Source organism: Bradyrhizobium sp. CCBAU 51765 (assembly GCF_015291725.1).
GTDB lineage: Bacteria > Pseudomonadota > Alphaproteobacteria > Rhizobiales > Xanthobacteraceae > Bradyrhizobium > Bradyrhizobium liaoningense.
The window spans coordinates 7,094,576-7,107,602 of sequence record NZ_CP030038.1; the positions used below are offsets into that span (position 1 = coordinate 7,094,576).

Consider the following 13,027-nt stretch of genomic DNA (forward strand, 5'->3'; position numbering starts at 1 on the left):
CCGTCAGAGTAGCCTCCCACAGGTCAGCGTCAGCCACTCGCAATCGCGGTTAATGGTCGTCTTGGTCTAACTCTCGCAACAGTCGACGAAGGAAGTCGCTGGCGTGGTTGTATTGTGCGGCGCCGTCCAGGATCTGATGAGCGAGTGGTGACATTATGTTGCCAATAGCGTCCGAGCCAATCAGCTCGGTCCGAGATGACCACAACTCCAACAGCCCGTCGGGGATGTGTTCGCTCGATCCGAATAGTTTGAGGAGCCGGCCCTCGGCGATACCGTTGTGATCATGGTGGGCCTTGGCCGCATAAAAGGCGAACAAGCCTCGAAAGGCGTCACGGGAAACGGCAGGCTTAGCCATCGCGTGTCCCCACAGAAGTTCAAATGAATTTGCGAAATCCGGAACTGAACGCCTATTCCCTCGAATCCTCGCATGAAGAAGATTCTACAGCAGACCGGGAAAAAGCGGCAAGCCCTTTTATTTACGTTAGATGTGCCAACTGCCTGGGCGTGTCCAAACCCCGCTTTTATGAGCTCTCTTCTAGGTTGCGTTATCCGCTGATTCGAGGTCCGTCGCCCTGGGTCCGGGTGAGAGCGATAACGCGGCTCGCGCTCACGCGGCGCCGGCCGTTCATACGGATCGATGCTGATCTTAGCTTACAACTCGACAAGGTCGGTCGTCCGCCTGAGCTAGTTGCGGCGAGATGAGGTTCAACGGCCTCTTCAGCAAAGAGACAACCGGTGGCGCTAAGTGACCAATCTCTCGCAATCACAGCGAAGGGTGGCCTCTACGCGAGGCGCATGCCACGGCCGCGATCGTCCATCCAAGCATGAGTCAACGCATCACTTCTGTGCAGCTCGTCAGCGACGCAAAACAGGAAGAGCCCAACACTCCGCGCACTATTCAGCCGCTTGGACGTCTCGATCACGGAGAGGACACGTCGCGCACCTGTGGCTCAAGCCATTCCGAGTGCCTTAAGTCGCCATCAGCTGACCACTTCCTTCCGAGTCATCGCTTAGGTCCGCTGGGGTTGGGGCCGTCGCCACCGCTGTTACGTGTCAGCTGACATCCAATTGACAGCAGATTTCAACGTTCGGTTTCTAATGCCGACAAATGTCAAAAAGCCTGTCGTATTGCTCTAAGCGTAGTCCTTCAGGCCACGCTGCATCGCTGCGAGTTGAATTGCTGGACAGCAAGAGAGACGCGACGATCGCAGAACGAAACACTTCCGCCCCGACAAAATTGCAATTGAAAATTGCGGCACAACCACGTAACAATCCTATTGTCAATATTCCTGATCGTTACCAGCATCGTGTCACTTCTTCCGTTGTTTAATCTTCTGTTGTTTAATCGCGCCCACTCGACGGCGTCGACGCTCGGTCCGATAGCGACTGCCTCTAATTCCGACGTCTCCCTCTAGACCTGACTTCGATATTCCGATTTTTTGTTTCAACCTCGCGGAGGGAATTCCGTGGCTCATAATCCGTCTCTGTTTTTCTATCTTCGGATCAGCGTCCTGTTCATCGTGGGTGTCTTGCTGCCTCGTGCGGGATACGCAGAATGCGTCGCCGATCCTCAGTGGTTACCGAAAACCCCAACTCCGACGTTTGATCGGCCGCCCCCCCATCCGGAGCCTGACTGCGTCTTCTACAAGCCAGCCTGGCAGAACTTTTTGTTCGCAGCCCAGCCCACGAATGGAAGTCCGGCCTTCTTGTCTTATCCGACCATCGGCGACGTCTTCGGGCCTGCCGTCGCACCAACGTTCGCGGCTAAAAGGCTGAACTTGCTGGCCTTGGCACCGCGCGCGCTAAAAGGATCGAACGATCCTACGACCGACACGCCGCGGCTTCCGGGACCGAACAGCGCAACGTCGATAAACGCGGGCGTGCGCCAGGCGGGTTTCGCCGGGCTTCTAATCGATCAAGTCGGCCAACCGATTTTCTACGCGGTTCATATGAACCAGACCTTCGCTGACTTTGTCCGGTCGAAGCAGTTGACCACCAAGGCCGCCGTCGAGAACGCCGACGCAAACCTCGAACTCCCCAAAGGAGCGGTCGAGCTGAAATCGGCTTGGCGGGTCGTCTCAAAGGGAAACGTTCCCTCGAACTACATCACGGTCGAGGCGAGTGTCCCAACGTTGAAGCGCAACGGACAGCTCCTAGAAGTCGACGAATCTGCCCCGCTCCGGAGCGAGACCGTCGCGCTGCTCGCCCTTCACGTGGTCTTTATACCAGAGGGCCATCCGGAATTCGTTTGGGCGACGTTCGAGCACGTCGACGCGAACGGCACGCGCGACCTCGCACCAGCCGCCGCTTCCCAACCATCTCCCGATAACGGACTGCCCGGCGGCGTGGATGGCCCGGTCAAGGCGCAAGACTTCGTTTTATACAAGGGTGGCACTCTTGCTTCGGCGGCAAATCAGTTCTTGACGGACGCCATAATGGCATCGTCGTTCGACGAGAGGAGCCAGACGTTTCTCAGCGGCGGCAACCCGCTACAAACGTCGATTTATCGCATGTTTCCTGGATCGAAATCCGTTGGCGCCGGGACGGATGAGGACGAAGATATCGTGGATCTCAACAAGTCCATGGCGTCGCTTTTCGCGCAGAATGCGCCGAACGATCCGCGCCGCAATTACCGACTCGTCGGTGCAATCTGGATGGACAAGCCCGAGCGCTTCGCGCCCGGCATGAAGATTGAAAATCCGGCAGGCATGACCACGGACGATCCTGCGGCGATCGTCGCCGGTGAAGACGGCCTCTCCAGCATGGCGATGGAGTCCTTCACTCAGAACAGTTTCGTGAACTGTTTCAGTTGTCACGATACCCGCGTCGTAAAGGATCTGAACGGCAACGTCGTCCTGAAGGCGAAGAAACTGAACGTCAGTCACATATTCTCAAAGTTCGTCATCGATTCAAAGTAGCCGCGAGGGAAGGGAAAATGGGTTTTGGGCGAGTGAAGGAAATTCTCGATCAAGGTATGGCGACGTGGCAGCAAGCCAACGGGGAAGCCGATCTCAGTGGCCACGGTGCCAGTTTCAAATGGGATACGAAGGCAAACCTCCTCGCAGCGATTGGGCACGGAAAGCGCCTAATCCAACCTGAGCTGATCGGGCACGATGGAGCGAGTACGAATCTGGTCGTGGATCTGCGAACGGGTATCAGCAGCCCCGCGCTTCGGATGCCCAAGGGCGGTCCCTTCATACCCGACCCTCAAGTCCTCGAGATCGTCGACTGGATCAATCAAGGATGCCCCGATTGAATGTAGCGCATCGCGCCCGTTGCCGGGGTCCGACTGGGGATAAACGATGGAGGTCACGCGCCGCAGGACGATATTGATGTATGCTGCAGCACGTGGCTCGCCCGAGATATTGGTCGGAGCGGCCACACGAACTCAGACCGGTACCGTGCGGATATGCCAGACATCCAATTCAAGCCTGATATCGCTGCCGAGCCAAGTGGCGTCTAATGACCTCGTCCATTACCCGGCCCGCTTGGCGATAAGCAAGGGCGAGAACGGTGCATGCGCCCTGTCCTGCAGCGGACGCCAGACTGCCCCGAGCATCGTCAGCTCAAAGGCCACAGGCTTGTCAGCTGAGCAACCCTCCCAAATGAGTTCGAACTTCTGCAGCGCTCGCTTCTCACGTAGATGATCATCCCTGCCATATATTGCGGAAAACAATTATGCTCATTCTTGATCGAACCAATCGTTCGCCCCGCGAACCACCCGTGCTCCACATGGGGTTAGCCAAGAGCAGCGAACAGCAGGTGAAACAAAGCGGCAAGACGGAGCACTAGGGCATCGCGTTCTAGGGCTATTTGCCCGCACCTCCTAACGCCAGCACACTATTCTTCGCTATTGCAATTTTGGCGTGATTGCTATCTGTTGATGCTTTAACAACTTTACATTGCCGGGCTCATTTTTTAGGGGGTGCTTTGATGAAAAGGCCGTCAAAGAGCGGTTCTCGCGGAAAGAAAGCAGCTGCCAAAAGGCGTATATTTAAAGCGGCTCGCAAAAAAAAGGTCGCCACACGAAAAACCGCAGCGAAGAAGAAGGCTGCAACCACAGCGCAGGTACGCGCGGCAATACCAGAGCGCATGGGAGCGCTCGGTTGCTGCACGATCAAGCCTCCGGGCGAGGCAGACTTTCATATTCCTCATCTCACAAAGAAAGACTGCTGCGAGCGGGCGAGAGCCTTGGGCGCGGTGTGCCACTGGAGACCGGGTGAGTGCGCTTAGGGTTAGTGCGATAAACGCACTTGCAACTAATTGTTGGGGGGCAAGCGATTGCATTACGCGCACCGATTTCCTCTAATCCTCATCTTACTTGGCGCGTGCTCCGGCTGTGCCGTTCCCCGTTACGACGTTCCTTATGACAAGGCAGGCCAGCCAACGGTTGCGTCGATCGTAGCTCGAGTTCAATGCGAGATTCGGGATATGGTTCGGGATGATCGACCTACTGATCCCGTGACGTTCAGTCGAAATTTCTTGCTGGATGGTGACTACGATGTAGAGGTGTCGTTATCACTCGATGTAAATGACACCGGCGGCCTTACACCTAGCCTTTCTTATGCAACCCCGCTAGCTGCTGCTGCCACTACGCTGACCGTTGCTGGCAGCGCCAATTTGAGCGAATCGCGCGAGCACAATTTCACCGAAAACATTCAGCTTTCGACTCGGAAGATTTTCCTGGACTGGAAGAACGGCGTCGATCCTCATGAATGCCCGCTTGTTGCGGACACCCCCCTCGCCGGAACGCTTGGCATTATCGACATGGTCGCAATGGCCAACAGCACCGCAGATTTGGATGAAAGTCGCAAGCTGACAGACGCGGGAGTTTTCGGCGGCTCAATCCAATTCGTGGTCACAAAGAAGATTACCGCGACAGGACCGACGTGGACGCTTGTGAGATTCAACAACATCTCTGCACTAGCAGATTTTTCTCAGGTGAACACGGACAAAATCACTCTCGCCTTTGCACTTGGTCCCAACGTCGGAAAGCCGATGCGTGTAGCGAGAGCGCGTAACCGCTACAATCCTTACGCACATGATTTCTTACAGCAGCTTCTAACAAGCTCAATCAATACTCAACTCACTAGGTTGCAGAACACGCTTCGCTGATTCTACAAGGCCATTAGGAAGCTGCGATGATGCCGTTTGTTACAGTCGCAGAAATCGAAGAAGCGGCAAGAGGCAAGAACCATACACGAGGCGTACGATGGTCATTTGCATCCGGATCAATTTCGACCGGCCATAACAGATAGAGTCATAAAGAAGACGATGCTCGGCCTTAAGTTCGCGCCGGGGGGTCATCAATGAGGCGATCGATCTTTTTAGCGCGACGTTTGCGGGATGAATTTCAGCAACGATCGCCTGAGAGACTAGCAAGGATGTGACTTCGGCCATCTTTTGTCCAACTGCCAGATTGCAAGATCGTGGGAAGGCACTTCTTCTCGCCGTACCGCTACAAAGTCGAAAGCTGTTTGTGCAACTCAAACGCGCTCATGCGCTTTTGGCAAACGTTATTATCTGCCGTGGGCAGTATCATGCCGAGATCCTTGCTCCCGGAGCAATCAAGTTTGGGCGAGGTCATTTGACTCCAGTAACGAAAATGGGTCATTGAATCTCAACCGTCGCTCACGGCGCCCAACAGCCTCTTGCGTCTGGCGTTCGCGAGATTTTTCGCGAATGTGAACCAAGCCACAAAGGCCCGCACCTCAAAACGATAAAGATGCGAAACTACCAGTTGTAGCGCACGGCTCTTGAACCCAGCCGCGGACGATCATTCCACCAAGTGATTGAGGGAGAATGTCCATGAGCGATCGCAAGGTCTTTACAGATAGCGTCACCGAATTGCCCACCCAGCCCGGAGTGACCAAGAGTGGCTTAATGGTGGCTCACGCAAGGAGCGACACCCGCAATGAGACGATGGAATTGCTCTTTTCACTCGAGATGCCTGACAAGGACGATCTGGAAAAGCGTGTTGCTGAGGGCGAGGTACTATCTGCCGAGCAATTGAGTCAGAAGTACCGACCCAAAAAGGCCGACGTTGACGCGCTCAAATCTTGGTTGACTGAACAAGGTTTCACCGTCGTCGGCGAGAGCCCGGGCGACAGCGGAATATACGCCAAGGCCACTGTCGGTCAGATCGAACAAAGCCTGGGCGTCCAAATGGTGAAGGTTACGAAACAAGGAATAACCTACACCGCCGCACAGAATGCGCCGAGCCTCCCCATATCCGTCGGCGCACCCGTCCATGCTATCATCGGCCTGCAACCATTCCGTCACGCTCACAAGCACATGGCGCGCAAGCTTGTGCACGGCAATCGCGTCACTCTGGATCGGCACGGGCTCCCCTCGCCAAATATCGCCAATTCTCCACCATATCTTGTTGCCGAGATTCTCCATGCGTACAATGCGAACGCGTTGGGCGTCACCGGCGCAGGCCAGACGATTGCGATATTGATAGACACTTTCCCAAATGATCACGACATTGCTGAGTTTTGGAAAGCAAACGGGATCGCCGTCGACCTGACAAGGATCGGCAAGATCAAGGTGGGCGCTGGCCATCTGCCCGCCCCCGAGGGAGAGGAGACGCTGGATGTCTCGTGGACCAGCGGAATCGCGCCTGGAGCGAAGATTAAAATCTACGCGACCGGTTCACTTCAGTTTGTGGCGCTCGATCGGGCCCTCGATCGGATCATTGCGGACGCATCGAACGATCCGAGCCTCAGACAGTTGTCAATAAGCCTTGGACTGGGTGAAACTTTCATGGGAGGCTCGAACGGCGAAGTGGCCACCCAGCATCAGAAATTCCTCAGACTCGCTGCATTGGGTGTAAATGTCTTCGTGTCGAGCGGCGACGCCGGCTCCAATCCGAACAGCGACGGGCAAACCCCAAACGGCCCGCTTCAGGCGGAATATGCAGCCTCGGATACGGCAGTCGTTGCGGTCGGCGGGACCAGCTTGAGGCTCGCACCAGGGGACGGGTCCGTTGCTCAAGAGGATGGCTGGCCGGGCAGTGGGGGCGGTGACAGCATCTTCTTCACCCGCCCAATCTGGCAAACAGGCAAAGGCGTACCGACCGGAAGTAAAAGGTCGGTACCTGATGTGAGTGCGGCCGCCGATCCGAATGAAGGAGCGTTTCTGGTCTTGCACGGACAGCCCACCGGAATTGGTGGAACAAGCTGGGCTGCGCCAGTTTGGGCGGGTTTTTGCGCTCTCATCAATGAGTCACGCCAAAAAGCCGGGCTACCCTCGCTTCCGTATTTGAATCCGCTTGTTTATCCACTCAATGGCACTGGTTGCTTCCGGGACATTACAGCCGGCAGCAATGGCGAATTCAGGGGCGGGACTGGCTATGACCGCGTCACCGGTTTGGGGGCGCCGGACGTCAAGCAATTGATCGCTGCGTTGACGCAAGCACCAGTGCAGGCATCCGTCGCAGCGTAGAAGCTACACGACGGAGCAAGCTACGGCTCACACCTGCCAATACGCGAGACCGATGCAGAGCTGGCTTTAAGCGACCAGCCCTGCATCGTTTCCTAACCCGACTCTAAAGCAGCAGCAAACAATTCTGTACCACGCAGTTTCGTGACACCATGGCAGGCTTGATAATCTGTCTAGCTTGGCAGAAAAGGGCACCAAGCTCGCAGGTTTTATCGTCTCTGTCATCGCGGTACGCTTAGTCATACTTCCGTTCTTTGCTTGCCTCTTTCCCATTGAAGGTCACGGCCGGCGAGAACCGACGTCGCATCTAGACGGTAGGGGTGCCTAAGAGACCAAAACAGCAGCCTCGTGCGGGCGTAGTTCGACGGTTAGAACGGCAGCTTCCCAATCTTTTGAAGCCTCTCCACCGTTCCACATGGTGTCCGTAAACTCCTGTTTCGCAGTGGTTTCTGCGACTCGACCCTCGTATACTTCGGCATGGTTACCACTCGCAACTCAACGCGTGTTCGTTGATCACTATCGCGAATTCTGCTCACGCCAGCCCCGCTAGATCATCATAAGGATGGTAGACATGGGTGCGATTTTTCATTTGGAGCACACAAACTTTATTTCGTATCTGATCTCGAAGGAAACAAAGGCTGCGGAGTCGAGGAGACCAGCGCCCCGCACTGACGTGCGAACGTTGCGTAGTTTCCTCGAGCTGTTTTCCTACGAGAACGGCTACGATCGAAATACGATTTCGAACGACAAGGATTGGCAAGAAACTCTCGGTATCGCCGCTAGAAGCGCATTGTCTCAGCTTCCCATGGATGACACGCAGATAATGCGTTCTTCGGCGGTAGCGAACGCCTTGAACCCACTCGCCCCATTCTTTACGGGGTACAAGCTCTACGTGTTGATTGTCCCGCCCTACGACACAATCGAAGTCGCGGAAGCAAAGGAAGCAAGGAGTTCTGCATTCGAAGAATTCGCCGCTGCACCTGGTACTTTGGTGCTCATGCCATCCGAAGGTGGCGCGTTCGTAAATGTAATTGACCCGTTTCCGGGGCTGAGGGAACTCGCCTGGTCTCCGGTGGCACCACCAGCAACGGTATTCTGGACGCGGAACGGCACAAGTCTCGCACTCAACCTACCGGCGGGTCTCCAATTCTTTAGAGAAACGCTTGCCCCGATTCTTCCTAACGACTCCGTCGATAAAATAGACAACGAGCTTGCGGCCCGTGCGGAGCTACGCACCATCCTTCGCATTCTCCACATCAGCGATGTACACTTCGGGCATGCGCAGGCAGATGAGCGCCGACTCTATCTTGAACAGCATTTGGCGAGCGTCATTAAATCGGTGGACCACGTAGTCCTCTCTGGCGATCTGTTTCACAGCCCTTCTGCGAAGCTGAAGGCTAGTTTTATGGCATTTCGTCACACCCTAGAGAATTGGACAAAACGCCCCATCATCCTCGTCCCTGGCAACCACGACGTCAGATGGTGGGGCAACGCGATTGGTCGGTGGCTACGGAACAGAAGTTACGTCTACGACCTCGGATTTACGCCACTAATCATCCATCATGAGACGCGCTTGGTGTTCTTCTCTTTCGATTCGTGCGAAGTCGGCGATTGGGCAAGAGGAGGCGTAAGCCAGGCTCAGCGCCTACGAATTGCTGTCGAATTCGATCAAGCGAAGAGAAAGAACAGCGATGTTGAGAAGTACGAGCGAATTGCAATCGTACACCATCATCCCTACGAATATGACGCTCAGCCGACCGCTTTGTATGAACGTCTACTAGATAAAATCTTTGGGAACTCAGTAAACTTTCTCACATTCGAAAACGCGGATCAATTCGTCAATTGGTGCGGAATGAGGAAAGTATCGCTCATCTTGCATGGACATAAGCATATTCCACACTGCGTGTTGGCAAGTGTCGATATCCGCAACCAGTCTCGGGACCTAATTGTGGTCGGTTGCGGGTCAAGTACGGGCGTTGATGAAAAGCCGATGTGCTACAACATCGTCGCATTTGATCCCGAGTCCAAGCAATGGGCAGTGTCGTTTTTCCATGACCCAGATGGTGATGGAAGCGGTTTTGACGTTCAAAACGTCGCCCTCGACCTAAGAACCGCGTTGCCATAAGCTGTTGAACCGCCATCGTGCGGTTCTGGCAAGAACTGCGACTCTCCAGGGCGCATTCGTCACGCCTCTTTGCTTCCGACTGTGGCACCTAGTCTGCCTATCGGACGGATTCGCCGGACGAACGGATTTCTGAGGTTCGCCAGAACCCAAAAAGTCAGGCTGGGAATGGTGTCGACCGCGGAGTGGCGAAATCGTTGGCTTCGCTGGCAATTCCGAGCTTCCGCCCGCCGAACAGAGGTGCCGAGACGGTAGAGGGGTTGTGTCAGGGGACGAGTCGACGGCAAAAGGACGTTCCGGCTATGAGTTGCCTGTAAGAGTGACCGACGCGGTAGTCTCATCGTCTCATCGATTGCCGCTGTCGTTGAGGTCGAACTCTCAACGGGCGGCGCATTTTCGATGTAGGAACCGTTCGGTTGTACTGGTAGTCCGCTATCTCAAGATCACCGCTCCGAGCGTCATAGAGATATTGGCCCGTCGAGTGCAACCATGTGAAGCCTTCGCGCGCAGGGATGGGCGCGCCAAACTTATCGAAATTGGAATCGATCTTTGGATCTCCAGGATATGATGTGATCGTAGCCATCAGTGAAGTATATTTAGTGCCAATGATGCGAACGAGCTGCAAATCCAGCCGGGGCCGGCTCTACCGCGACGTTGGCAACCGCTTCAGTGTCCACCGGCGCACTGTCTGAAGTGTCCGTCGGAGTTGTTGTACCAGCTGGCGATTGCTCAATCGCAGTGGAGGATGCGGCGCCCGACGCCAAGGATGCGCGAGTGGTGCCGGACGTGTCGGCTGAAAAGAATAAAAGACCAGAGGACACGTCAGACATTATCAAAACAAGAAAATGAATTATGAACCACGACGATAGGCAAATCGTATTGAGCTGCGCGAACCTTTTGGAAAGCGCCGCTACCCCGAAGCGAGAAGAGATCATCAGAAGCTGCACTAAGAAGCTTCGATCGATATAGGGCTTACCGGGCCAAGTTCTCGCTGCACTCGGGCTACACTTTCGTCAACCTTGGTTCTGAGCTTGTCGGCATTCATTCCGATTTGTGCGACTTTATCGAGCAGAAGGGCCCCGAGGTTTCGCCAAATCTTCGAAGAATTGCTGGTCAAGCCAGAAGATTTGCGTGAACCAAATTACGACGCCTGACGGATATTACCTCGCCCCCACGTTCCCTCCAGAAATTAAGGGCGAGGTAGTTTCGGCGTCGCAATGCATCGTCCACTCGCTTGTCGAATGCGGGATCGAGCTTGATGAATTCTTTAACGCCGCCGGCCCGCTTGTCACTGCCAATGACGGCACCCATGGTCTTTGCATGTTGCTTGCCGAGATACCTCTCCAATTTATGAGCGGCCTCATCCGGCTCGTAAAATGACTTTCCAGCCTTTTTCGATTCAGTGAGAACGGTCTTAAACGAAATCCGATGCCAAACTAGGGTTTGATGTCCTCGATATTGCCGCCATGCGAGAACGTCAACCCGAACTGAGCATAAGCATCTTTCAGATCGTCCTTGCCGTCGCTCATTGGCCGTCAGTTCAGCGCGTGCTTCGCTTCTATCTCCAAAGCGACCGTAACCACTCGACTACACTCATTATAAACTTGCGGATCGCTGCTGCTAACCAACCTTCCTGACGTGGTCGCGGCGGCAGCTTTACCTCACCCGTGTAAACCCGGCTTGCGTACTGGTCCGCTTGCTGCGCGTAAGCGGTCTGGTCGTCCGTCATATTGGTGTACCAGTCTATTCGCGACTGACGTATCCAATAATGAGAACGGCACGGGAGGGTGCCCAAACCGATAGAAGGGTCAAGCGAGACGGTCGCGCCCTGGACAGTGAGTCGCCACTTCACCGGGTTGAGCGGAGTAACGACTTTCTGGCCGCAGCCGCAGCAACACAGATGAGATGCAGTCTTGAACCGCTGCGACACGTAGATAACACCCTCGTCTAGTTCTTTCGGGATGAACTCGACGAATTTGGGTTCAATGTGATGCCGTCTAGCCAAACTGTTCCTCATTACACAGTTCACCCGTTGCGATCTGATAGCTCGAGAAACATTCCTTGCCGGCGTCGCGATAGAAGCCAAGGAAACGCTTCCATCGGATAACCGCAAATGCGGCGTTCAAGGCATTGAGCTCCGCAATCTGGATGTTCGTCTCGTACTCGTTTTCTTCTTCCGCCCCGTCGCCGAACGACATCCGGCGATCGATATGGTCGCGCTTTTGAGCCGTGCTGGAAACGAGCTGCACAATGCCTTGCAATCCGTTCGGCCCTCGAATGATGCCGAGACCCACGTCAATGAAGGAGATACCATGCGCAACCAGCCAATCCACGGTGGCCCGCTTTGGCTTTCCTGCATCAAGGCAGAGAAACACGAAGTTCACTCCTTCCAGCAAGTGAAGATTGTCCGGTCCCAGCGGGACCGAATGCTTCACTAAGCCCTTCCGCCGCAGCTTGCTGTAGATGTCGAAGAGGTTGTCGACCTTAGATTTCTTCTGCTCGAGCTCACCGAGCGACCACGCACCCGGCGCACGGAAAGCGTTGTGCGGATCGAAGGTGTCGCCGTCGAATAGCCGGATCTCTGCGACTCGTGTCTTTGCGACGAGATCGAGTACATAAGATCCGGTTCCGCCCACGCCGACAATTGCGACGCGATGGCCTTCCAGCTTTTCATTGTCGGCCGCGATATGAACTCGACTTGCGGCGGTGTCGATGTAGTGGAACACATCGTCATCGTCTTCGTCGGTCGCGTAGACCGGGAACGTCTCGGCCTTCACCTCGGGTCGAAGCTTTTGGGCTTCGCCGACGATCCAGCCGAGATAGGCTCGCATTTTGTGCCAGTAGTCGCGGTAGTCCGCCTTGGCGGAGAACGTAAAAGTCGATTTAAGTCCGCCGCCAAGGTCTTCAGGCCCGCTGGGGTTTTCGAAGCTCCGAATCTTATCGCCGTTGGCATGGCAAGGGTGCTCGCCTATCCAATAGGCAACATGCTTCGTAGGTTTTGCAGCCACCTCGTGGCCATTGGCCACGGTGGTTTCCAGTTGCGATACGAGGACTCCATCCTCGCGCACCACGCCGGCAGATGTCACATAGGGAATGTCCCTGATGTGCAAATAGCCGTTAAGGATTCCGAGGTGGAGCCCTTCGTTTCGTAACTTCAGGAGATCGCTACTATGAGCGATTAGCCGGTGTGACATCGAACTCCATGTCCTTCTTCACTTGCACCGATTCACCTTCAAGCAGCGTCCCAGTCGGCTTGCCCGTGCCTTTGCTGTACACGACTGAGTATCGCTTCCCCTCGGGCAGAGGCGGGGCTCCGATCAGCTGAAGTAACTCCTCATAGGAAATCTTCTCTTTCGGCACTTCATAAGCCGTACCGTTCACGTAGATCGGGACCGGTGCGGGACGGCCGCCATGATCGGGAATTCCACCATAGTGGCCGGGATTCTCGTTAGGGTTTGGCAT

The 13,027-nt window shown here is 55.2% G+C and carries 11 protein-coding genes; 6 read left to right on the forward strand and 5 right to left on the reverse strand.

The window, feature by feature from the left end; translation table 11 throughout:
• Positions 1 to 49 precede the first annotated feature (49 nt).
• Positions 50 to 355 (reverse strand): hypothetical protein, encoded by a 306-nt coding sequence (locus XH96_RS33040; protein WP_027564842.1) that lies wholly within the window; start codon positions 353 to 355, stop codon positions 50 to 52.
• Positions 356 to 1,466: 1,111 nt separating this feature from the next.
• Between XH96_RS33040 and XH96_RS33045 the strand changes: the two genes are divergently transcribed.
• Both XH96_RS33045 and XH96_RS33050 read left to right on the forward strand, forming a co-directional pair.
• Complete coding sequence (locus tag XH96_RS33045; protein ID WP_194389618.1) at positions 1,467 to 2,918, forward strand: hypothetical protein; 1,452 nt, start codon at positions 1,467 to 1,469, stop codon at positions 2,916 to 2,918.
• A 17-nt stretch (positions 2,919 to 2,935) separates the two neighbouring features.
• The gene (locus tag XH96_RS33050) at positions 2,936 to 3,256 is read left to right on the forward strand and encodes a hypothetical protein (protein WP_194389619.1); all 321 of its coding nucleotides are present in this window, start codon (positions 2,936 to 2,938) and stop codon (positions 3,254 to 3,256) included.
• Positions 3,257 to 3,911: 655 nt separating this feature from the next.
• On the opposite strand, the gene XH96_RS33055 is transcribed toward XH96_RS33050, so the two are convergent.
• Positions 3,912 to 4,094: a hypothetical protein gene (locus tag XH96_RS33055; RefSeq protein ID WP_194389620.1), complete on the reverse strand. Its 183-nt coding sequence runs from the start codon at positions 4,092 to 4,094 to the stop codon at positions 3,912 to 3,914.
• Positions 4,095 to 4,482: 388 nt separating this feature from the next.
• On the opposite strand from XH96_RS33055, the gene XH96_RS33060 reads away from it, so the two are divergent.
• From XH96_RS33060 to XH96_RS33075, 4 genes are all read left to right on the forward strand, one after another.
• Entirely contained in the window at positions 4,483 to 5,115 is a 633-nt protein-coding gene (locus tag XH96_RS33060) for a hypothetical protein (protein WP_194389621.1), read from the forward strand.
• 693 nt (positions 5,116 to 5,808) lie between these two features.
• The gene (locus XH96_RS33065; RefSeq protein ID WP_194389622.1) at positions 5,809 to 7,446 is read left to right on the forward strand and encodes a protease pro-enzyme activation domain-containing protein; all 1,638 of its coding nucleotides are present in this window, start codon (positions 5,809 to 5,811) and stop codon (positions 7,444 to 7,446) included.
• A gap of 568 nt (positions 7,447 to 8,014) precedes the next feature.
• A complete protein-coding gene (locus XH96_RS33070) occupies positions 8,015 to 9,568 on the forward strand; it encodes a metallophosphoesterase (protein WP_194389623.1) in 1,554 nt (517 codons plus the stop codon).
• Positions 9,569 to 10,696: 1,128 nt separating this feature from the next.
• Entirely contained in the window at positions 10,697 to 10,945 is a 249-nt protein-coding gene (locus tag XH96_RS33075; protein WP_194389624.1) for a hypothetical protein, read from the forward strand.
• Between the two features lie 178 nt (positions 10,946 to 11,123).
• Here the strand turns inward: XH96_RS33075 and XH96_RS39505 are convergent, their stop codons facing one another.
• From XH96_RS39505 to XH96_RS33085, 3 genes are read right to left on the reverse strand one after another with little or no spacing between them, the layout of a single operon-like run.
• The gene (locus XH96_RS39505) at positions 11,124 to 11,582 is read right to left on the reverse strand and encodes a DUF6527 family protein (protein ID WP_246789851.1); all 459 of its coding nucleotides are present in this window, start codon (positions 11,580 to 11,582) and stop codon (positions 11,124 to 11,126) included.
• On the reverse strand, positions 11,563 to 12,759 hold the full coding sequence (locus XH96_RS33080) for a ThiF family adenylyltransferase (RefSeq protein ID WP_194389626.1): 1,197 nt from the start codon (positions 12,757 to 12,759) through the stop codon (positions 11,563 to 11,565). Before XH96_RS33080 ends, XH96_RS39505 begins: the two co-directional genes overlap by 20 nt.
• Positions 12,734 to 13,027, reverse strand: a complete 294-nt coding sequence (locus XH96_RS33085; RefSeq protein ID WP_194389627.1) for a multiubiquitin domain-containing protein — start codon at positions 13,025 to 13,027, stop codon at positions 12,734 to 12,736. Before XH96_RS33085 ends, XH96_RS33080 begins: the two co-directional genes overlap by 26 nt.

Excerpts from the sequence above, each read along its gene's own strand:
- XH96_RS33040 (WP_027564842.1), bottom strand. The coding sequence starts at position 355 with ATGGCTAAGCCTGCCGTTTCCCGTGACGCCTTTCGAGGCTTGTTCGCC.
- XH96_RS33050 (WP_194389619.1), top strand. The coding sequence starts at position 2,936 with ATGGGTTTTGGGCGAGTGAAGGAAATTCTCGATCAAGGTATGGCGACG.
- XH96_RS33055 (WP_194389620.1), bottom strand. The coding sequence starts at position 4,094 with ATGCGCTCTGGTATTGCCGCGCGTACCTGCGCTGTGGTTGCAGCCTTC.
- XH96_RS33065 (WP_194389622.1), top strand. The coding sequence starts at position 5,809 with ATGAGCGATCGCAAGGTCTTTACAGATAGCGTCACCGAATTGCCCACC.
- XH96_RS33070 (WP_194389623.1), top strand. The coding sequence starts at position 8,015 with ATGGGTGCGATTTTTCATTTGGAGCACACAAACTTTATTTCGTATCTG.
- XH96_RS39505 (WP_246789851.1), bottom strand. The coding sequence starts at position 11,582 with ATGAGGAACAGTTTGGCTAGACGGCATCACATTGAACCCAAATTCGTC.
- XH96_RS33080 (WP_194389626.1), bottom strand. The coding sequence starts at position 12,759 with ATGTCACACCGGCTAATCGCTCATAGTAGCGATCTCCTGAAGTTACGA.
- XH96_RS33085 (WP_194389627.1), bottom strand. The coding sequence starts at position 13,027 with ATGCCAAACCCTAACGAGAATCCCGGCCACTATGGTGGAATTCCCGAT.